This window comes from Vreelandella gomseomensis (genome assembly GCF_031451645.1).
Taxonomy (GTDB): Bacteria; Pseudomonadota; Gammaproteobacteria; order Pseudomonadales; family Halomonadaceae; genus Vreelandella; species Vreelandella gomseomensis.
In genome coordinates this window covers 357,972-379,172 of the sequence record NZ_JARWAI010000001.1, presented here as the reverse complement: position 1 = coordinate 379,172, position 21,201 = coordinate 357,972, and the positions used below count along the sequence as shown (strand labels likewise).

At 61.3% G+C, this 21,201-nt stretch carries 15 protein-coding genes and 5 tRNA genes; 9 read left to right on the top strand and 11 right to left on the bottom strand.

Annotated elements, in window-relative coordinates:
• Positions 1-25: 25 nt before the first annotated feature.
• The 4 genes from QC815_RS01620 to QC815_RS01605 form a co-directional block, all read right to left on the bottom strand.
• Positions 26-3,967, bottom strand: coding sequence for a NahK/ErcS family hybrid sensor histidine kinase/response regulator (locus QC815_RS01620; RefSeq protein WP_230448391.1), 3,942 nt, complete (start codon positions 3,965-3,967; stop codon positions 26-28).
• 107 nt (positions 3,968-4,074) lie between these two features.
• The gene (locus tag QC815_RS01615) at positions 4,075-4,590 is read right to left on the bottom strand and encodes a hypothetical protein (RefSeq protein WP_230448392.1); all 516 of its coding nucleotides are present in this window, start codon (positions 4,588-4,590) and stop codon (positions 4,075-4,077) included.
• Between the two features lie 106 nt (positions 4,591-4,696).
• The gene (locus QC815_RS01610; protein WP_230448393.1) at positions 4,697-6,493 is read right to left on the bottom strand and encodes a sodium:solute symporter family protein; all 1,797 of its coding nucleotides are present in this window, start codon (positions 6,491-6,493) and stop codon (positions 4,697-4,699) included.
• Between the two features lie 6 nt (positions 6,494-6,499).
• The gene (locus tag QC815_RS01605) at positions 6,500-6,760 is read right to left on the bottom strand and encodes a DUF4212 domain-containing protein (RefSeq protein WP_089706508.1); all 261 of its coding nucleotides are present in this window, start codon (positions 6,758-6,760) and stop codon (positions 6,500-6,502) included.
• A 568-nt stretch (positions 6,761-7,328) separates the two neighbouring features.
• On the opposite strand from QC815_RS01605, the gene QC815_RS01600 reads away from it, so the two are divergent.
• The 3 genes from QC815_RS01600 to ttcA are packed head-to-tail and all read left to right on the top strand — an operon-like array spanning position 7,329 to position 10,785.
• Entirely contained in the window at positions 7,329-9,158 is a 1,830-nt protein-coding gene (locus tag QC815_RS01600; protein WP_230448394.1) for a DUF294 nucleotidyltransferase-like domain-containing protein, read from the top strand.
• Positions 9,155-9,796, top strand: a complete 642-nt coding sequence (locus QC815_RS01595) for a 3'-5' exonuclease family protein (RefSeq protein ID WP_309766589.1) — start codon at positions 9,155-9,157, stop codon at positions 9,794-9,796. Before QC815_RS01600 ends, QC815_RS01595 begins: the two co-directional genes overlap by 4 nt.
• Positions 9,797-9,834: 38 nt before the next feature.
• On the top strand, positions 9,835-10,785 hold the full coding sequence (gene ttcA / locus QC815_RS01590; RefSeq protein ID WP_230448396.1) for a tRNA 2-thiocytidine(32) synthetase TtcA: 951 nt from the start codon (positions 9,835-9,837) through the stop codon (positions 10,783-10,785).
• On the opposite strand, the gene fnr is transcribed toward ttcA, so the two are convergent.
• On the bottom strand, positions 10,782-11,525 hold the full coding sequence (fnr, locus tag QC815_RS01585) for a fumarate/nitrate reduction transcriptional regulator Fnr (RefSeq protein ID WP_230448397.1): 744 nt from the start codon (positions 11,523-11,525) through the stop codon (positions 10,782-10,784). The two genes, ttcA and fnr, sit on opposite strands and share 4 nt — an antisense overlap.
• Positions 11,526-11,587: 62 nt before the next feature.
• Positions 11,588-13,006, bottom strand: coding sequence for an oxygen-independent coproporphyrinogen III oxidase (gene hemN / locus QC815_RS01580; RefSeq protein ID WP_309766587.1), 1,419 nt, complete (start codon positions 13,004-13,006; stop codon positions 11,588-11,590).
• A gap of 126 nt (positions 13,007-13,132) precedes the next feature.
• Here hemN and QC815_RS01575 point away from each other — a divergent pair, with 126 nt between their 5' ends.
• From QC815_RS01575 to QC815_RS01550, 6 genes are all read left to right on the top strand, one after another.
• On the top strand, positions 13,133-13,861 hold the full coding sequence (locus QC815_RS01575) for an alpha/beta family hydrolase (protein ID WP_422828229.1): 729 nt from the start codon (positions 13,133-13,135) through the stop codon (positions 13,859-13,861).
• A 130-nt stretch (positions 13,862-13,991) separates the two neighbouring features.
• Positions 13,992-14,067 (top strand) — tRNA-Val (locus tag QC815_RS01570).
• Between the two features lie 63 nt (positions 14,068-14,130).
• Positions 14,131-14,207, top strand: a tRNA-Asp gene (locus QC815_RS01565).
• 40 nt (positions 14,208-14,247) lie between these two features.
• Positions 14,248-14,324, top strand: a tRNA-Asp gene (locus QC815_RS01560).
• Positions 14,325-14,366: 42 nt separating this feature from the next.
• A tRNA-Val gene (locus tag QC815_RS01555) sits at positions 14,367-14,442 on the top strand.
• Positions 14,443-14,511: 69 nt separating this feature from the next.
• Positions 14,512-14,588 (top strand) — tRNA-Asp (locus QC815_RS01550).
• A gap of 127 nt (positions 14,589-14,715) precedes the next feature.
• Here the strand turns inward: QC815_RS01550 and QC815_RS01545 are convergent.
• From QC815_RS01545 to QC815_RS01525, 5 genes are all read right to left on the bottom strand, one after another.
• On the bottom strand, positions 14,716-15,117 hold the full coding sequence (locus QC815_RS01545; RefSeq protein WP_230445975.1) for a heme-binding protein: 402 nt from the start codon (positions 15,115-15,117) through the stop codon (positions 14,716-14,718).
• Between the two features lie 77 nt (positions 15,118-15,194).
• The gene (gene glcF, locus QC815_RS01540) at positions 15,195-16,424 is read right to left on the bottom strand and encodes a glycolate oxidase subunit GlcF (RefSeq protein WP_309766585.1); all 1,230 of its coding nucleotides are present in this window, start codon (positions 16,422-16,424) and stop codon (positions 15,195-15,197) included.
• Between the two features lie 14 nt (positions 16,425-16,438).
• A complete protein-coding gene (gene glcE, locus QC815_RS01535; protein WP_309766583.1) occupies positions 16,439-17,539 on the bottom strand; it encodes a glycolate oxidase subunit GlcE in 1,101 nt (366 codons plus the stop codon).
• 33 nt (positions 17,540-17,572) lie between these two features.
• The gene (gene glcD / locus QC815_RS01530) at positions 17,573-19,072 is read right to left on the bottom strand and encodes a glycolate oxidase subunit GlcD (protein ID WP_230445978.1); all 1,500 of its coding nucleotides are present in this window, start codon (positions 19,070-19,072) and stop codon (positions 17,573-17,575) included.
• A 156-nt stretch (positions 19,073-19,228) separates the two neighbouring features.
• Complete coding sequence (locus tag QC815_RS01525; RefSeq protein ID WP_309766581.1) at positions 19,229-20,923, bottom strand: L-lactate permease; 1,695 nt, start codon at positions 20,921-20,923, stop codon at positions 19,229-19,231.
• Positions 20,924-21,201: the final 278 nt, after the last annotated feature.

The window sequence follows — 21,201 nt, the reverse complement described above, 5'->3', positions numbered from 1 at the left end:
GTCGTCGTTAGAGGCCCCGCAACGGCTATGCCTTGGCGCGACTGGCCTGAAGCGTGCGGGTCAGCAACGCCCGCAGAGCTGCCGGTTTAACGGGCTTGAGCAGCAGCTGGTACCCGGCGCGCTTGACCTCCTCGGCCACGGCTTCGGTGCGGTCAGCGGTAATCACGATGCCGGGGACGGCGCTGGTCAGCCGTTCGCTCAGGGCTTCCAGGGCCATCAGGCCGGTGACCTCGTTATCCAGGTGATAGTCGGCCAGGATGGCGTCCGGGTCGCCGTCCATGTTGCGCAGTATCGACTTGGCACCGCCGATACTGGTGGCGGTGAATACCTCGCACCCCCAGCCACTGAGCATGGCGGTCATGCCTTCGAGAATCAGCGTTTCGTTGTCGATACATACGATACGAGTGCCGGCCAGCTTGTTGCCGCTGCGCCGTGGCCCCTGTTCCGGATCCTCGGGGCGGGTGTCGCGCGCGGCCACGCAGGGCACGCTGACCGAGAACACGGTGCCGATGCCTTCCCAGGAGCGAACCTTGATCGGGTGGTCGAGTACGCGGCTCATCCGGTCGGCAATCGAGAGTCCGAGTCCCAGCCCTTTTTCACTTTCCTTGTGCCTTGATGCCTGATCGAGGCGGCGGAACTCCTGGAAAATCTCGCTGAGCTTGGAGTCCGGGATACCCGGGCCGCTGTCCCAGACCTCGATCACCAGTCGCTCGTCCTGGCGTCGGCAGCCCAGCAGTACCCGGCCTTCCTGGGTATAGCGAATGGCGTTGGAAAGGAAGTTCTGCACGATCCGGCGCAGCATTTGCGGATCCGAATCCACCCATTGCCGGGTGGGAACCACCACCAGATCCAGCCCGCGTTCATCGGCCATCACTTCGAACTCGGCACGCAGCGGCCGGAAGATATCGGACAGCGCAAAGTGACTGCGGCGTGGTGTCAGGGCGCCGGCGTCGAGCTTGGAAATATCCAGCAGCGTGCTGAGCAGCTCCTCTGCGGCCTGCAGCGAATTGTCGATATGGCCAATGGTGCGCTGGGTATCCGGCACGCTGACGTTCTGCATCAGCGCCGAGGTGAACAGGCGGGCGGCATTCAGCGGCTGGAGCAGATCGTGACTGGCCGCGGCCAGGAAGCGTGTCTTCGAGGCGTTGGCATCCTCGGCCAGCTGCTTCGCCTGGCGTAGCGCCTGCTCGGCTTCGGCACGTACGCGGTTTTCCTGACGTAGCGCCGCATTGGCCTCGGAAAGCGCCTGGGTACGTTCGCGGACACGCTCTTCCAGGGTTTCATTGGTTTCCTTGAGCGCGATCTCCGCCTGGCGGCGTTCGGTAATGTCCTGGTAAAGGGCGAAAAAGCCGAGAATCGACTGGCTGTCACCGAAGTGCGGGGTATAGGTCACCAGCATGTGGCGCATGGCGCCGTTCAGCGGCATGGCCACTTCAAAGCTGACCCGTTCGCCGTTGAGCGTCAGCGCTACCCAGGGGGCTCGCTCCTGGGCCTGGCGCGCGGGCAGCACGTCTTCATAGCGCTTGCCGATCACCGCGTTACGGTCGATGCCGAACGCCTGCTCGTAGGCGCGGTTGGTAAACAGATAGCGACCCTCCTTGTCGAAGTAGGCGATCAGGGCGGGCACGTTATCGGTGTAGATACGGATATTGTTTTCGGAACGGATCAGCGCTTCTTCGATGCGCTTTTGCTGGGTAATGTCCTGATAGGTGTAGACAAAGCCGCCGCCCGGCATCGGGTTGCCCTGCACCTCGAGCACGCTGCCGTCCTGGCGGTAGCGAACATAGCGGTGGGGCTGGCCGTCGCGGATGTTGTCGAGCAGCAGCTGGACGTGTTCCTCGGGGTCGCCGGGGCCGTACTCGCCGTTGTGGGCGTTGTAGCGGAAGATACGATCCATCGGCGCGCCGACTCGGATGAGATGGTCAGGGAAGCGGAACAGCTCCAGGTAGCGTTGGTTCCAGACCACCAGGCGCAGGTTCTGGTCGACGACGCTGATGCCCTGGTTGATGTTTTCGATGGTGGCCTGCAGCAGCGCGCGGTTGAATTCGAGCACCTGTGAGGCTTCGTCGACGATCGAGATAACGTCGGAAATCCCGATGCCGCGCCCCTGAAGGGCCGAATTGACCACGATGCGTGCCGAAGAGGCCCCCAGCACGGAGGCAAGAAAACGCTCGGTAAACTGAATCACATCGATGGAGGCGCGGGTGCCGTCATCCAGCGGTTTGCCCGAGCGTCGCGCATAGTCCTCAAAAGCGCGGTCAACCTGTTCGGCCCCCAGAAAGCGTTCGCACAGCACCTTCAGGTCGCCCACCGTGGTGGCGCCGGTCCACGGGCGGTTGATCGAGGTCTGGCGGGTTTCGACGCTATCCACGAACAGCGAGGCCTGAATGCGTTCGACCACGCGCTGAGAGGTCACCTGGGAGACGAAGATATAGCTGAACAGGTTGACGCCCAGGGAGAGCATCACGCCGTGGGTGAAGCTGTCGCCCAGGTTCAGCCCAAACAGCGCGGTGGGGGATAGCCAGGCAAGCCCCAGAGGCCCGCCTTCGAGCCACCCGGCAGGCAGCACGTCGGCGTTGATCATGGCAGGCATCAGCAAGCTGTAGGCCCAGATGGCAAAGCCTGCGTTCATGCCGACGATAACCCCCAGGCGGTTGCCACGTTTCCAGTACAGGCCGCCGATCAAGGCCGGGGCAAACTGCGCCGCCGCGGCAAACGACAGCATGCCGATCGACGCCAGCGAGGTGAACTCGGCGATCATCTGGTAGAAGCCGTAGGCCATGGCCAGCACAGCCACGATGGTCAGCCGACGGGCGCGCAATACCAGCCGGCCGTAGTCACGCGCCTTGGTGTCGAACCAGCGCAGGCGGAACAGTGCGGGAATGACGATTTCGTTGGAAATCATGATCGATACGGCGACCGCCGCCACGATCACCATGCCGGTGGCGGCGGAGAATCCGCCGATGAAGGTCAGCAGGGTCAGCCATTCGTGACCGGAGGCCATGGACAGCGCCAGCACGTAGGTGTCCGGCTCGACCGAGGTATCCGAAAACAGCATCAACCCGGCGGCGGCCAGCGGCACGACAAAAAACGCGATCACGATCAGGTAGAGCGGAAAAAGCCAGCGGGCTTTCGTCGCGTCGTCGTGGTGGGTGTTCTCGACCACCGCCACATGGAACTGGCGGGGCAGGCAGAGGATCGCCAGCATGGCCAGCAGGGTCTGCGCCCAGAAACTCTGGCCGAAGTCCTGGTTGGCCAGTTGGCGCTGGAGCTCCAGGTGCGTTTCGGCGTAGCCCATCAGTTCGCCGAGGCCGTCGAACATCCCCCAGGTAACGAAGACGCCGAGCAGCACGAAGGCGAGCAGCTTGACCAGCGACTCGAAGGCAACGGCGTGGATCAGGCCTTCGTGGTGTTCGGTGGCATCGGTATGGCGCGTACCGAACAGGATGGCGAAGATGGCCATGACCACGGCGACATAGAATGCGGTATCACCAAACAGCGGCGCATCGGTCATGTCGCCTTCCGCCGTCAGCACGCTGAATGACGTCGAAACGGCCTTCAGCTGCAGGGCGATATAGGGCAGGGTGCCCACCAGCGCGACCAGGCTGGCGAAGGCGGCAAGCGACTGGGTCTTGCCGTAGCGCGAGGCGATAAAGTCGGCGATGGACGTGACGTTCTGGTGTTTGGCCACGCGAATCATTTTCGCCAGTACCGGCCAGAACAGTAAAAAGGTTAGCACCGGCCCCACGAAAATACTGGCAAACGACCAGCCGGCCGTCGCCGCCTGGCCTACGGCGCCGTAAAACGTCCAGGACGTGCAGTAAATAGCCAGGGTGAGGCTGTAGATAAGCGGGCGACGACGGGTGGCGCCGACCGTCCGGGCACGGTGATCTCCGTACCAGGCGATCGCGAATAGCACCGCGATATACAGAAGCGATACCGCGACTAATAGCCCGCCATGAAACATAGCCTTCTCCCGCCTTATGCCTATCGATCAAGCCACTTTCAGGCCGCTCGTCCAGCGCACCATTCTAGGCGAAATGTGATTTGGCGTCAGGCGTGAAATGGATGCCGCTACGCGCCGTCGCAGACAGTGCTGAGCAGTGTCGAGGTGTCGCGCAGCGTGCGCATCCGGTCGATTTGCGGCTCGCGGGTATCCCGCTCGAGCGGCACCAGCTCACGGTTGTCGCAGTTGAGGAGATACGGCTGGTGAGTGACGACATCGGTGTAGTGGCGCTCGAACTGATAAAGGATGAACTGCGCCAGACGGTCGCCGTCGCTGGTACCCAGCTGTACGTTGTTGCGGTCGACCATGCTGAATTTGGTCGTCACCGGGAAGGCGTAGGTCCAGGGGCGCCATACCTGCTCGCTTGTGTCGCTGGAGATCACTTCAGCGGTCTCGGGAAGCTGCGCCTGCTTATGGTCAAACCAGGAGTACTCCATGTGGATCTGGTAGCTGATCATCCCTAACCCTCCGCATAAAGGAACGATCCACTTGGGGAGTCGCTTGCCGCTCAGCGTGCGCAGCAGCAAGCCGATCCCTGCCGCCGCCAGGCCTGCAAACACTGCGGCAATCAAATGCCAAATCATAATACGTCCTTCTAAAAAGCCATCGGGCCTCCCTGAGGAAGCCCGATGGCGGGTCGGTTCCAAAGCCTGCGACACTTGGGTCAGCAGGTTAGGGAAAGATTATGACTTAGTGGTCGACGGCAACGCCAGCGCCTTTCGGATAGCGAACGCTTTCGACCAGATCCTGGATCTCCTGCGGCGGTGCCTTGGTCACGCTGCAAACACTGAAGGCCACGGCGAAGTTGATCATCGCACCCACGGCGCCGAAGGACAGCGGAGAAATGCCGAACAGCCAGTTGTCAGGCGTGTTGGCCAGCATGTTGGTGCCGGGGATAAAGAGCCAGCCCAGGTAGGTGAAGATATACAGCAGGGTACAGCCCAGACCCGCGAGCATGCCGGCCACTGCGCCTGAATTGTTCATCTTCTTGGAGAAGATGCCCATCATCAGCGCCGGGAACAGCGAGGCACCCGCGATACCGAAGGCCAAAGCCACTGTTTGCGCGGCAAACCCGGGTGGGTTAAGGCCTAGGTAGGTGGCGACCAGGATGGCACCCGCCATGGAAATACGTGCGGCCAGCATTTCACCTTTTTCGGTGATTTTGGGATTGATCATGGTCTTGATCAAATCGTGACTGATGGCCGACGAGATCGCGAGCAGTAGGCCGGCTGCCGTGGATAGCGCCGCGGCGATACCGCCTGCTGCAATCAAGCCGATGACCCAGGCCGGCAGGTTGGCAATTTCGGGGTTGGCGAGTACGAGAATGTCGTTATTGACGGTCAGCTCGCTACCTTCCCAGCCACGCGACTCAGCAATTTCGGCATATTCTTCATTGCTATCGTTGTAGACCTGGATGCGACCATCATTGTTCTTGTCATCAAAGTTGATAAGGCCGGTTTCTTCCCAGGTGCGGATCCAGCCGGGGCGATCTTCGTAGATAAGTGCCTGTTCCGCAGCGGCGTCATAGTCTTCCACTTGTCCCGCCATTTCCGGATAGACCGTCGTGGCGAGGTTCAAGCGCGCCATGGAGCCAACTGCCGGTGCAGTGAGGTAAAGTAGCGCGATGAACACCAGTGCCCAGCCTGCCGACCAGCGTGCATCCGCGACCTTCGGAACGGTGAAGAAGCGAATGATGACGTGGGGAAGACCCGCGGTACCGACCATCAGCGACAGGGTAAACAGCACCATGTTGAGCTTGTTGTCGACATCGGCGGTGTAGTCCCGGAAGCCTAGTGCGTTCACTACATCATCGAGCTTCTGCAGCAGCGGCAGACCCGATTCGGTATGCGTGCTGAACATGCCGAACATCGGGATGGGGTTGCCGGTGAGCTGCATGGCGATGAAGACCGCCGGAATGGTATAGGCAATGATCAGGACGACGTACTGAGCCACCTGGGTATAGGTGATGCCCTTCATGCCGCCGAAAACCGCGTACAGGAAGACGATCGCCGCCGCAATCCAGATACCCGCGGTGTTGGGCACTTCCAGGAAGCGCGAGAACGCCACGCCCGCACCGGTCATCTGGCCAATAACGTAAGTCACCGAGGCCACAATCAAGCAGATGACCGCCACCAGGCGAGCCGTGTTGCTGTAGAAACGGTCGCCGATGAAGTCGGGCACGGTAAACTTGCCGAACTTGCGCAGGTAAGGCGCGAGCAGCATGGCGAGAATCACGTAGCCGCCGGTCCAGCCCATCAGGAAGGTGGAGTTGGCGTAACCGCCCGATGCCAGCAGGCCGGCCATCGAGATGAACGAGGCCGCCGACATCCAGTCGGCCGCGGTGGCCATGCCGTTGGTGATCGGGTGAACGCCGCCGCCGGCGACATAGAAGTCTTTTGTCGACCCCGCGCGCGCCCAGATCGCAATGCCTATGTACAAGGCAAAGGAGGCGCCCACGAAGAGCAGGTTGATTGCAAATTGGCTCATACCGGTTTACTCCCCAAGGCCAAATTTTTCGTCGAGCTTGTTCATTTTCCAGGCATAGAAAAAGATCAAGACGATGAAGGTGAGAATGGAGCCTTGCTGAGCAAACCAGAAGCCAAGGTCGGTACCACCGACCGGGATAGAGGCCAGCAGCGGGCGGAATAGAATAGCGCAGCCGTAAGACACGAATGCCCAGACCGCCAAGCATCCGATAATGGTACGGACGTTGGCTTTCCAGTATTCAGCAGCATTGGATTTGTCGTCTGCCATTGTGTTGCTCTCCACTTGTGTTTTTAGGTTGGAAAGTTCACTCGGAATAGCGGTTGACCCATCAGACCAATCGCACGTTTTTAGAACCACTCGCTTACGTTTGTCATGAATCAGCTGTCAGTTAACACGTCACCCGGCAAAAGGTGGAAGAGAGTGGCGCAATGACGTGCGATTACCCTGCATGACTCAATGACAATACTGGGCAATAAATGGCAAAAATAAATCCCAGACTTTGGTATCAGTAAACTTTGGTGGTGAGCAAAAAGTAGCCAATCGGTTGAAAAAGGGTATTTTTATCGGCTTTTACCGCCTTCGGGTAAGGTTTGCTTAGCGTCATGGGACGATGGTCTAGGTGGGGGAGATGCCGCGTTGTTTGCTATGTTCGGATACTGGCTTGCAGTTATTTTTTATCAGCCCAAGAGTGAGTATTCAATCTACTTATTTAAGTTCGCTAAAGTTGATAAAGAGAGTTAGACATTAGCGCAATAAACCAAAGTGGTAGTCGAGTCGTGGGAGTTGGTAATGAGGCTCGCTTACGCCGCTCATTCATAATGTCGAGGTCGTGCCCATGGTAGATGTAGACCTTTCCCAGCCCCCGTTTTCGTTGCTGGATGCCGAGGGGAAGGAACATGTGCGTCGCGGCATGGACCTTGCCTACTTTGATCGTCATGCGATTATCGTTGAAACCGGCCAGGCCGGCGAATACGTTTACCTTATTCACAAGGGAGAGGTCGCCGAGCTGGATCCCACCTTGCCGTCGTCGGTTGCGCGCATCGGCCATTACACCGCGGGCGACCTGTTTGGCGCCATCAGTATTCTCAACGGCAAGAGCCGCTACCGCTTTCAGGCGGAGCAGGAATGCCTGTGCTATCTGATGCCCAAGGCGCTGTTCAAGACGCTGTGCAACGAGTATCCCGAGTTCAATCAGTTCTTCCGCCAGTCGCTCGCCCACAAGGCGCGCCTGCTGACCGAAAAGCGTGCCGAGGGTGGTGTCACCATGGCGGGCTTCATGCTGGCCCGCGTCAGCGAGTGCATGCGCCCACCGCTGTTGCTGCCCGCCGATGCCGATATTGCCACCGCCGTGCGCACGCTGAATGACAGCCATGCCGACAGTCTGCTGGTGGAGGCTCAAGACCAGCCGGGGATGGTGACAAAGACCGATCTGCTCAACGCTATCGTGCTGACGGAACACCCGGTCACCACGCCGCTTGCCGATATTGCCCAATATACCCTGGTCACCGTCAGCTCAAGCCACTACCTGTTCGAGGCGCTGGTCAGCATGACCCGCCACAAGGTGACGCGGGTCGTGGTGATGGATGAGGGCAAGGTCGTCGGCGTGGTCGAGCTGACCGACGTGCTGAGCTATTTCTCGAGCCGCAGTTATGTAGTCAGCCTTCAGGTGGAACAGGCCGGTGATTTGCCGGCGCTGGCGGCCGCCAGCCACCGCACGCCGGAGCTGGTCAATGCCCTGATGGCCCAGGGCGTCAAGCTGCGTTTTGCCATGGATCTGTTGGCGGCTCTCAATGGGCGCATCATGAGCAAGGCCTGGGAGTTCACCATCGACCCGGCGCACCACCCGCACAGCTGCATGATGGTCATGGGTAGCGAGGGTCGCGGCGAGCAGATCCTCAAGACCGATCAGGATAACGGGCTGATTCTCGCCGACGATGCCGAATGGCCCGACGTGGGCGAGGACATGCAGCGTCTGACGGCGACCCTGATCGAGCTTGGGTATCCGCCCTGTCCGGGTAACATCATGGTCTCGAACCCGGAGTGGGTCGCCACGGTAAGTGAATGGAAAGGGCGCATTGCGCGCTGGGCTAGCGCGCGTGACGGCGACAGTCTGATGAAGCTGGCCATCATGCTCGACGCCCACGGCGTGGCGGGCAACCCGAGCCTGTTGGCAAGTGTCCGCGAGGAGCTTTTCGAGCGCTGCTCCCGGGACGAGTTGCTGCTGTCGTATTTCGCCCGCACCGTACTGCGGTTTTCCACGCCGCTGACGCTGTTTGGCTCGCTTAAGAAGCCCCAGCACGGTATCGATATCAAGAAAGGCGGTATCTTTCCCATCGTGCACGGCGTCCGCACCATGGCCCTCGAGCGGCGTATCCATGCCACCTCAACGCTTGATCGGCTGGATGCCCTCGCCGAGGACGGCCGGCTCAATCGGCGCTTTGCCGACGACCTCGGCGAAGCCCTGGCGCTGTTTACCGAGTTGCGCCTCAAACAGCAGCTGCAGACATTATCCGAGGATGCGTCCGCCGAGCAGCAAGAGCGTTCCAACCGAGTGGTCGTGCAGGATTTGTCATCGCTCGAGCGCGATCTACTGCGCGAAGCGCTGCATATCGTCAAGGATTTCAAGCAGCGCCTCTCGCACCGCTACCACCTGGAGTATTCGTGATCAGTCGACATTATCTGGACGCCCCCTTCGGGTGGCTTGGCGGTCTGCTGCGCCGGGAAAGCGAGCGCCGTCGTTATCAAGCGTCCCCCTACGCATGGCTTTTCCAGCCTTATCTGGGCAATGAGCTGGTAGCGCTTGCCTGCTTTGCTCACCACGGTGTCATGAGCGTGGCGGCGGTGACGCTGCGCCAGCACCAACTGCTGACCAGCCGTGCGTGGGTGGCGGCGCTAAGTGAAGGCGTGCGCGACAGCGGTGCCGCCGAGCGCCGCCATCAGCTGCTCTACAACGTCGAGACGACGCTGCCCCTCAACGTCGAAAGCCTGCGTTCACTGGTTGAGTTTATCGGCAACCGACCGGTTATCGGCTGGCAGCTGGAGCAGCGTCTTGCGCCGCTCGAGCAGCAGCTGCGCTGCCATCTGGGATTCGGCCTGCCCAATGCCCGCGTGGACGTCACCAAGCTGCATCAGCGTCACCTGCGCCGTCTGCATCCGCAGGCCGAGCAGGTGGACGAGCTGGCCCAGGCGCTGGCGTGCTGGCAAGTGCCCAGTCAGGCGCCTCAGCGAGCGCTGGAAGATGCTACGGCGAGCGCGCTTTTGTATTTGCGCCTGCAGCGTAATGAGGTAGACGCCGTCTCATAGCGGCGAGCGGTTGGGCCGGGGCGTCGAGAGTTGCTAGAATGCTGATTGCTTCTCTGACTATCGGCAGTGCTAATACCATGCAACATCACCTTGATCATTTCGACCCTGCGTCAGCGACCACCGACGCAGCAGCCCGCTTATCCGAAGCGGAACATCGCGATGCCAAGCGCAAGCGTGAGTTCAACAAGCTGCAGAAGCGGCTGCGCCGAGACGTGGGCAACGCGATCATCGACTATCGCATGATCGACGAGGGCGACCGCGTCATGGTGTGTTTAAGCGGCGGCAAAGACAGCTATACCATGCTGGAGATGCTGCTCAGCCTGCAGCGCAACGCGCCGGTGAATTTTTCACTGATCGCCGTCAACATGGATCAGAAGCAGCCGGGCTTTCCCGAACATGTCCTGCCCGCCTACCTTGAGGAACGCGGGGTGGACTACCATATCCTGGAGCGCGATACCTACTCGGTGGTGAAAGAGAAGACCCCGGAAGGCAAGACCACCTGCGCGCTGTGTTCGCGTTTGCGCCGCGGGTCGCTGTACGGGTTTGCCGAAGAGATCGGCGCCACCAAGGTTGCCCTGGGCCACCATCGGGAAGATATTCTCGAGACGCTGTTCTTGAACATGTTTTTCGGCGGCACGCTGAAGTCGATGCCGCCCAAGCTGCTTTCCGACGACGGCAGGAATATCGTCATCCGTCCGCTGGCCTACTGCAAGGAAGCGGACATTGCCGAGTACGCCCAGGCGATGGCGTTCCCGATCATTCCCTGCAATTTGTGCGGCTCGCAGCCCAACCTGCAGCGGCAGGTCGTCAAGGACATGCTGGCCGATTGGGACAAACACCACCCCGGCCGTCTGGAAAGCATGTTCAAGGCCGTGACCAACGTTGCGCCCTCGCAGCTCGCCGACCGCGACCTGTTCGACTTCGCCGGCCTGGAAGCCAAGCAGACAGAGCTGATGGCGGGGCGTATTCAGGCGCTCAACGTCGGTTAGGCGGCTGGGCTTTCCTCCTCGGCCAGCTGCTGTAGTCTGGCCATGTCGAGGATCTGTACCTCGCGGCCCGAGACGGCTACCAGCGACTGCGACTGGAAGCGGCTGACAATCCGGCTGACGGTCTCCACGGCGAGCCCCAGGTAGTTGCCGATGTCGGCTCTGGGCATCGACAGGCGAAAGCTGTACGGGGAGTAGCCGCGGCGACGGAAGCGGTCGGAAAGCGTGATCAGAAAGCTTGCCAGCCGCTGGTCGGCGGTTTTGCGCGACAGCAGCCGCATCATGCGCCGGTCGTTGCGCAGCTCCTTGCTCATGCTGCGGTACAGCTGGCCGCGTAACTCCGGCAGCTTTTCCGACAGCTGATCCAGCCGGTCGAAAGGAATTTCACACACCGTGGTAGTTTCCAGGGCAATCGCGCTGCCGGGATAATGCGGCTCGTCAATCGCATCCAGCCCCACCAATTCGCTTGGCAGGTAGAAATTGGTCAGCTGATCGTTACCGCCGCCTTCGGTGGTGACCTGCTTGAGGCTTCCCGAGCGCACCGCATAGACGCTGGTAAAGTCATCGCCCTGGTGGAACAGGTGCTCGCCTTTCTTGAGCGGCGTTCGCCGTCGGATGATTGCATCAAACTGATCCATGTCCTCCAGTTCCAGTGCCAGCGGCAGGCACAGGGAGCTGAGGCTGCAGGTCTGGCAGCGCGCTTCGTGCCATACGGCTCGCCGATGACGCGTAGGTTCCGGCATACAGGTCTCCATCAGGGAACGCGTCCTTCCATTATGTAATCGGGGGGCATGCTTAACAACCGCTAAATAATCTTCGAGTATCGCCGGTTCCCCTGAGCCGGCAAGTGTGCGTCAAACGCCATGGCCAGATGACGTACCAGCAGTCGCCCAACGGGGGTAACGGTGATGACCTGATGGCGAAGAGTAGCCAGCCCGTCCTGCTGCGCCTGGTCAAGGGCGACCAGCGCTGCCTTGAAATACTCCTGAGGATCGATCTGCCAGCGCTCGCCGAGCGCCGCCAGATCCAGGCGCATGTCGCACATCAGCCGCTCGATGGCGTCGCGTCGGATACGGTCGTCGCGGCTGAGACGCACGCCCCGCCGGGTGGCGAGCCGGCCCTGGTCAAGAGCCGTTTCGTAGTCGGCGAGGACGCTTGCGTTTTGCGCGTAGCTGTCTTCCAGGCGTGAAATGGCCGATACGCCCAGGCCAATCAGGTCGCACTGGGCGTGGCTCGAATAGCCCTGGAAATTGCGTTGTAGAGTGCCGTTTTGCTGGGCAAGGGCCAGGCTGTCGTCCGGCCGGGCAAAATGATCCATGCCGATATGCACATAGCCGGCGGCGGTGAGCATGTCGATGGTGACGCGCAGCATGGTCAGCTTCTCGTCGGCATCGGGCAGCTCCTCCTGGCGAATGCGCCGTTGGGGCGGGAAACGCTCTGGAAGGTGGGCGTAGTTGAACACCGACAGCCGCGCCGGGTTCAGTTCGATGACCTGATGAAGCGTCTGTGCAAAACTGTCTGCCGTCTGCTGCGGCAGGCCGTAGATAAGATCCAGGTTGAGCGAGCGAAAGCCCAGTCGCTGGGCTTCGTCCATCAGCGTTTCGGTGAGTACCTTCGGCTGGCTGCGATTGATCGCGCGCTGTACCCGGGGGTCAAGGTCCTGAACGCCGAGGCTCAAGCGGTTGAAGCCCAGCGACTGCAGGTGACGCAGGGTCAATACATCGGCTTCGCGCGGGTCGATCTCAATGGCGTAGTCGCGCTCGGGATCGCTTGACAGGCCGAAGCGGGCGTCAAGGCGGTCGATCAGCCCGCTCATCTGGTCAAGCGTCAAGAAGGTTGGCGTGCCGCCGCCCCAGTGCAGCTGCTTGACCGGCCGCCGGGTATCAATGTGCTGTGCGGTCAGCGCCATTTCGCGGTCGAGGCGGGCCAGGTAAGGTTCGGCAAGATCAGTGTTCTTGGTGGCGATCTTGTTGCAGGCACAATAGAAGCAGATCTTGCGACAGAACGGAATATGCACATACAGCGACAGCGCCCGTTGAGCGTCGTTGCTGCGCGCCAGGGCGTCGGTAACGTCGTCGGCCGTAAACGCTTCATTGAAAGACAGGGCGGTCGGGTAAGACGTGTAGCGGGGGCCGCTGGTGGCGTAACGCTGGAGTAGCGCATCGCCCCACGCTGCAGCGTTCGAGGCGCTGTCAGTCACCGCATCATGGATGGTCGTTGGCATGGGCTCGATCCAGGTTAAAGGCTTGTCGCCAGGGTAGCGGCTGCCCTTCACGGCCGTGTTGAGCCACGTCAATAAAAGCAGCGCCGGTCGCTGCCGGTACATTCAGCCAAACACATCGGAGACCGCATCGTGGAAAGCCATTGGCCGGAAGAAACAAGCATCGATAGGCAGACACTGGCCGAGGTGGTCGCCCGGCAGGCCAACGGCTGTTTCCAGGTGGCGGGGCTGGGGCCGCTCCGGCTGTATGGCCAGGCCACGCATGGCAGCCTGTTGCTGGCGCACGGCGCCGGTGCCGGGCATCGCTCGGCGTTCATGCAGCAGTTTGCCGGCGCCCTTGCGGATCAGGGGCTTCAGGTCATCACCTTTGATTTTGGCTACATGCAGCAGATTCAGGCAACGGGCAAGCGCCGCCCGCCGCCGGCGATTGCCCGCACCGTGGAGGAGCTGGCGAACTGGTATGCCTGCCTGGCCCCGTTGACGGCAACGCCACTGTGGCTCGGCGGCAAGTCGATGGGTGGCCGCGCGGCGAGCATGCTGGCAAGCGGGCAGTCTTGCCCCGGGCTGGTGCTTGCCGGCTACCCCTTTCACCCGCCCAAGGCGCCCGACAAGCTGCGTCTGGCGCACTGGCCCGGCGTGCACGCACCGTCGTTGATCCTCCAGGGCGAGCGAGACCCGTTCGGCACGCGCGAAGAGGTCGCAACGTATCCGCTGCCCGCCTGCCTTGAGGTGGCGTGGCTGTCTGATGGCGATCACGACTTCAAGCCGCGTCGTGCATCGGGGCTCAATCAGACGATTTTGATTGACGAAGCCGCCGCTCTTGGGGCATCCTTCGTCCGCGCTCAGAGCTGCAGTTAGGCGTCAGTCAGGCGTGCGTTTGAATCATGTGGTGAGTCAGGTACACGAACGCGTATTTGATCACAGTATTTGAACGTAGCGTGTTGACTTCCTTCGTATCTACTGTAGAATGCAGCGCCACGTGACCAGCGGGTGGTTAGCTCAGTTGGGAGAGCACCAGCCTTACAAGCTGGGGGTCACTGGTTCGAACCCAGTACCACCCACCATCGCAAGATGGCCTGGAAACGTCGCAGTAATGAAGACGCATAGCGTTAGCATCACGATATAGCGGACCGGTAGTTCAGTTGGTTAGAATGCCGGCCTGTCACGCCGGAGGTCGCGAGTTCGAGTCTCGTCCGGTCCGCCATCGTCGCTTCACGAATCCGTTTTCACGCTTTATCGAATGTGGACCGGTAGTTCAGTTGGTTAGAATGCCGGCCTGTCACGCCGGAGGTCGCGAGTTCGAGTCTCGTCCGGTCCGCCACGATGAACATGCTGTGTAGAAGTGTTGGTTTGCCAACCGTTAGGGTGGTTAGCTCAGTTGGGAGAGCACCAGCCTTACAAGCTGGGGGTCACTGGTTCGAACCCAGTACCACCCACCATTTAAAAGCGACTCGGTCGTGATTGAATGGAAATGATGCAATACTTTGATAAATGAAGTGCTATACCGTGGACCGGTAGTTCAGTTGGTTAGAATGCCGGCCTGTCACGCCGGAGGTCGCGAGTTCGAGTCTCGTCCGGTCCGCCATCTAGCATGTTTCATCCTGACATCAAGTTTTCATCAGCATCATAGAAAGTCATCGGTTTTATACCGAACGAATTCAAAACCCCGGATCAATGATCCGGGGTTTTTCGTATGCGTAGCGTTTACCAGCTCAGCCAATCGCGCTGACGCCGGCCTTGGCGACCTGAACGTCCTGGTCTGGCTTGACGCCGGAAATGCCGACCGAGCCTACCACATGGCCATCGACAATGATTGGCACGCCGCCGGAGAGCAGCCCCTGCAGCGGCGCGGAAACGAACGCCGTGCGGCCACCGTTGATCATCTCTTCAAAGACCTGGGTCTCCTTGCGGCCGACAGCGGCGCTACGTGCCTTCTGGGTGGCGACGTCGGCGCTGAAGGGGGCAGCGCCGTCCAGGCGGCGCAGCGCCAGCAGATGACCGCCATCGTCGGCGACGGCGATGGTCACCGCCCAGCCGTTGCTGTCGGCTTCTTTCTGGGCGGCATCAAGGACGTTCATCACGTCGGCTTGGGACAAGATCGCTTTGGTTTGCATCAAGGGGTCCTTTTTTGCGGTTCTAACGTAAGAAAGCCCATGCCGCACCGGGCGACTATGGGCCGGGTTAACGGTGCCTAGTGTAGCGCAGCGTCGACGATTTCCATCCAGTGGCGAACCGGCGTGCGGTTGGCACCGGCAAGGTGAGTCTGGCAGCCAATGTTCGCGGTGACGATCATTTCGGGGTTGCCCGCTTCCAGCGCGTTGAGTTTGTTGTCGCGCAGTTGAGTGGCAAGTTCCGGCTGAGTGATCGAGTAGGTGCCCGCGGAGCCGCAGCACAGGTGGGCGTCCTGCACCGGCGTCAGCGCAAAGCCGAGCTTGGTGAGCACGCCTTCCACCGCGCCGTTGAGCTTCTGGGCGTGCTGCAGCGTGCAGGGGCAGTGAAACGCCAGTCGCTGGTTGGAATGAACGTCCAGAGTATCCAGCGGCTCGTCGCGCAGCACTTCGACAATGTCCTTGGCCAGGGCGCTGACTTTTTCGGCCTTGTCGGCATAGTCCGGGTCGTCCTTGAGCATTTCGCCATACTCCTTGACGAAGGCCCCGCAGCCGCTGGCGGTTTGCACGATGGCTTCCGCGCCCTGTTCAACGTGGGGCCACCAGGCGTCGATATTGGCGCGCGCCCGGGCGAGTCCGTCTTGCTGGGCGTTGAGGTGGAAGTCAACCGCACCGCAGCAGCCCGCCTCGCTCACCGGCGTGACGCTGATACCCAGGCGATCCAGCACCCGCGCGGTGGCAGCGTTGGTGTTGGGTGACAGCCCGGGCTGCACGCAGCCTTCCAGCATCAGTACCTGGCGGCTGTGCTGATTGCTGGGCCGCTGACCCGCGTCGACCGGCTTGGGGGGCATCTTGCTGCGCAGCTTGCCGGGCACCAGCGGCTTGAAGGTTTGGCCGAGCGCCAGCAAGGCCTTGAAACGCTGCGGCTCGACCAGCATCTTGCGCAGCGCATAGCGCTGGGCACGTTCTGCGGCGGGGCGGGGCACGCGGCGTTCGATTTCGGCCCGGCCAATGTTGAGCAGCTTGTGATACTCCACGCCCGACGGGCAGGTCGTCTCACAGTTCAGGCAGGTAAGGCAGCGATCCAGGTGCAGGCGCGTTTCTTCGGTCACCTGGTCGTCGTCGTCACGGCTCTCGAGCAGCTCCTTCATCAAGTAGATGCGCCCCCGGGGGCCGTCGCGCTCATCGCCGAGTAGCTGATAGGTCGGGCAGGTGGCGTTGCAGAAACCGCAGTGCACGCAGGTGCGCAGGACGCGCTCGGCTTCCTGGATATGCGGCTTTTGACGGTCTGCATCGGTAAAGTGCGTCTGCATGTCAGCTCTCCTGATTAAAACGCCGCATAGAGACGTCCGGGATTAAAAATGCCGTGGACATCCAGCTCTGCCTTCAAATTGCGGTGGTATTTTTCCATGACGCTGGGCAGCGGCGTAAAGGGGCTCTCGGCGCCCCCTTGCGAATGAGGCGTATAGCAGGTGGCGTGGCCACCGGCGGCCCGGCACGCGTCGCGCAGCGTGTCGGCATCCAGCGAGGTCTTGACCCAGCGCTGGCTGCCGCCCCAGTCGTAGAAGATATCCGCTTCCGGGATATCCAGCGCCAGTGGCGGCGTGTTGGGCGGCAGTGACAGGCGCCATAACGCCTGACCTTCGTCAGGGGTGAAAAAGTCATGCTGGTGGTCGCGCAGGGACTGCCAGAAGTCGGCGTCAAGATCGTCACCGCCCAGCCGCTCTCGCGTCGCCTTCACCGAGCTCACGCCGCCTTCCAGGCGGATGAACAGCGCATCCTGATGCCAGGCGGCGGCGGTGATGGGTAGCGGCTGGCGACCCAGCTCGGCAAGCTTCTTGAGCGCGTCGTCGATCCCCATGGAGAGGCGCAGGCTGTGGCGGGCGCTGGGCAACGGCAATACCTTGAACGATATATCGGCCAGCACCCCAAGCGTGCCCTGGGCGCCGGTCATCATGCGCGACAGGTCGTAGCCGGCGACGTTTTTCATCACTTCGCCGCCGAAGCGCAACAGCTTGCCTTCCTGGGTGATGAGGCGCGTGCCGAGCACGAAGTCGCGCGCCGCGCCCGCCCATGGGCGGCGGGGCCCGGAAAGGCCGGTGGCCACGGCGCCGCCGATGGTGCTGGCAGCACCGAACGCAGGCGGCTCGAAGGCGAGCATCTGATGGTGGTCGGCAAGCACTGCCTCCAGGTCGCTCAGTCGGGTACCGGCGCGCACGGTGACCACCAGCTCGACCGGGTCGTAGTCCACGATGCCGGCGTGATCGGCAAGGTTGAGCGCCTGGCCTTCCACCGGGCGGCCATAAAAGGCCCGTGTGTCGCCGCCGACAATGCGCAGCGGGGTGCGGGAAGCATGGGCCTCGCGGACCTGGTCGCACAGCGCCTCGGCGATGTCGCCATCTGCAGTCTGAGTCACGGTGTTAGTCATGGTCTTTCCTAGTCAGGGTCTTTGCCTGGCGCATTAGAAACGTGGCAGTTCAGGATGCGGTAATTCGTTGTTATGGACATGCATCGCGCCGAACTCAGCGCAGCGCGCCAGAGTAGGAATGTTTTTACCCGGATTGAGCAGCCGCTGCGGATCAAACGCCGCTTTCAGCGCATGGAAAACGGTCAGTTCATCCGGCTGGAACTGGCTGCACATCTGGTTGATCTTTTCCCGGCCTACGCCGTGCTCGCCGGTGATCGACCCGCCGGCGGCCACGCACAGCTCCAGTATCTTGCCGCCGACGTCTTCCGCCAGCGCCAGTTCGCCCTCCTTGTTGGCATCGAACAGGATCAGCGGGTGCATGTTGCCGTCACCGGCGTGGAACACGTTGGCCACCAGCAAGCCGCTTTCTTCGGAAAGCGCGGCGATGCCCTTGAGTACGCGGGGCAGCTCACGGCGCGGGATCGTGCCGTCCATGCAGTAATAATCCGGCGACATCCGCCCGACGGCGGGGAAGGCATTTTTACGGCCGGCCCAGAATTTGGCGCGTTCGACTTCGTCGCGGGCCTGCTGAATGTCGGTGGCGCCGGCGTCGGTGAGCACGCGGCGGACGGTGTCGCAGTCGTCGTCCACGTCGGCTTCCACCCCGTCGAGCTCGCACAGCAGAATGGCCTCGGCGTCCAGCGGATAGCCGGCCTTGACGAAATCTTCAGCGGCCTTGATGGCCAACTTGTCCATCATCTCCAGGCCGCCCGGGATAATGCCCGCAGCGATGATATCGCCCACCGCGCGGCCGGCTTTTTCAACGTCGTCGAAGCTGGCCATCAGCACCTTGGCGGTTTCGGGCTTGGGCAGCAGCTTGACGGTGATCTCGGTCACCACGCCGAGCATCCCCTCGGAGCCGTTCATCAGGGCGAGCAGGTCGAAGCCGGGGGCGTCCAGCGCCTCGGCGCCGAGCGTCATGCGCTCGCCTTCGATGGTGAGGATATCGACGCGCATGACGTTGTGCACCGTCAGGCCGTATTTCAGGCAGTGCACGCCGCCGGCGTTCTCGGCCACATTGCCGCCGATCGAACAGGCAATCTGCGACGACGGATCCGGCGCGTAGTAAAGCCCGAAAGGCGCGGCGGCTTCGGAAATAGCCAGGTTGCGCACGCCGGGTTGCACCCGCGCCAGACGCGCGTCGGGGTCGACCTTGAGAATCTGATTGAAGCGGGACATGACCAGCAGCACGCCGCGTTCCAGCGGCAGCGCGCCCCCGGAAAGCCCCGTGCCCGCGCCGCGCGTGACCACCGGCACGCCGAGGGCGTGGCAGCGTTTGAGCAACCCCTCTACTTCGTCAAGGGTCTCGGGCAGCGCCACCAGCATGGGCAGGATGCGGTAGGCCGCGAGGCCGTCGCACTCAAACGGATGCAGGTCTTCTTCACGGTGAAGCAAGGTAAGCGACGGCACGGCGTGCTGCAGGTCGGTCAACACCTCGGTTTTATCGCGGCGAACCAGTTCGCCGTCGAGGCGCTCATCAAAGAGGATATTCATGATAGCTCCTGAAGATGAGGAGAGCGTGGGGAAATCATTAGACTCATATTATGGAAAAGATTTCCATAAATCCATCCCGTTGATGGCGGGACGCTGGAAAGCTTTTGCATAATGTCGCCGGGGTTACCCCCGGCGACGCTAACGGGGCGGGTGGTGCTATCCGACCAGCGGGTCGGTGACCCCGAGTACGTAAAAGGCAATCAGACCGATCAACCCGGCAGCGACCAGATAGTAGATGGTCGGCAGGATGGTTTTACGGATGGTGGCGCCCTCACGGCCCAGCAGACCCACCGTCGCGGAGGCAGCGACGACGTTGTGGATCGCGATCATGTTACCCGCAGCCGCCCCCACGGCCTGCAGAGCCACCATCATGGCAGTGGACAGACCAAGGGTTTCGGCCACGCTGAACTGGAACTCCGCGAGCATCAGGTTAGAGACGGTGTTCGAGCCGGCAATAAAGGCCCCCATGGCGCCTACGGCCGGTGCGAAGAACGGATAGATATCGCCCACGCCGTTGGCAACCGCCTGGGCCATCATCACCGGCATGGAGGCGATATCGGCGCCGTTGACCCCGGAGTTGATCAGGATACGTACCATCGGCACGGTAAAGATCAGCACGAAGCCTGCGCCAAAGATGGTCTTGGTCGACTCCGAGAGCGCCGCGCTCATGTTGCGTGTGCTCATCCGGTGCAGGAAGAAGGTAACGGCAACCACGGCGATGATGATGCCGCCGGGCAGGTAAAGCGGCTGAATGCTGCCGCTGATGCCTTCTTCGCCGAGAATGTTCGACCAGCTCATGCTGATGGAGGTCAGCGCCGCTTTCAGCGGTTCAATGGTGCGTGAAGCGACCAGGAAAATCGCCAGCAGCACATAGGGAATCCAGCCCTTGAAGGTCGACATCGGGGCTTGCCCGACCACGTCTTCGAGCTTGATCTGCAGGTTGCCGATCCACTCGTCGGGCCAGGAGGTCGACTCGGGGAAGTCCCAGGTGTCCTTGGGTAGCAGGAAGCCTTTACGCGCGGCCGGCACGACAATCGCCAGGCCCACCATGGCGCCGATCATGGACGGGAATTCCGGCCCCAGGAAGACGCCTACCAGCATGTACGGCACCACGAAGGAAACGCCGGTAAAGAGGGCAAAGGGGACAATCGACAGGCCTTCTTTCCATGACTTGTTAGCGCCAAAGAAGCGCACCATGATGGTCACCAGAATCAGCGGCATCAGGATGCCCACAATGCCGTGGGTGATGGCCACACCGCTGGTGATCTGCTGGAAGAAGATGTCCCAGGTCGAGCCGACGGCGTCAAGCTCGGAGGTGATGCCCGCGCGATCAAGGCCGCTACCCACGCCCACTACGATCGGCGTGCCTACGGCACCGAACGACACCGGCGTCGACTGAATCATCATGCCGACGACAACCGCCGCCAGCGCCGGGAAGCCCAGCGCGACCATCAGCGGGGCGGCAACGGCGGCAGGGGTACCAAAGCCGGAGGCGCCTTCAATGAAGCAGCCAAAGAGCCAGGCAACGATCAGCGCCTGGACGCGACGGTCGGGGCTGATGCCCGAAAACCCGTTACGAATGGCGGTAATGCCGCCCGAGTGCTTGAGCGTATTCAGGAGCAGGATCGCGCCGAAAATAATCCACAGCAGGCCGGCCGTCTGGATAAGTCCCTGGATAGTCGAGGCGGCAATGCGCGAAAAGGACATATCCCAGGCGGTCAGGCCGATGATCGCCGCCGCAAGAAACACGATGGGCATGGCTATCTTGGCTGGTATCTTAAAGCCAATCAGCAGCACCCCCGCCAACAGCAGCGGCGTAAACGCTAGAAGTGCAAGGATTGATTCATTCATGGGAAGAACATTACCCCTTGTTATTGATCGTTTGCTCCACAATGATGACAAGCCGCATGGCGGCTTTGGCGTCACGGTGAAAGATACGGCGCCGTCGATAAGATGACCACTATTGGAAAATTGGTAAGACCAATAAGGGGCGGCATAAATGGCTCATCCTGCTTAGATGGTTAAAGGATAAATTTCTGTTTTTATTTGGTTTTATGGGCTGGCGGAGTGCGCCGAACAAGCGTCAGTCATTAGACTAATAGACAGCTCTGGGTCGCGCCCACGAACGA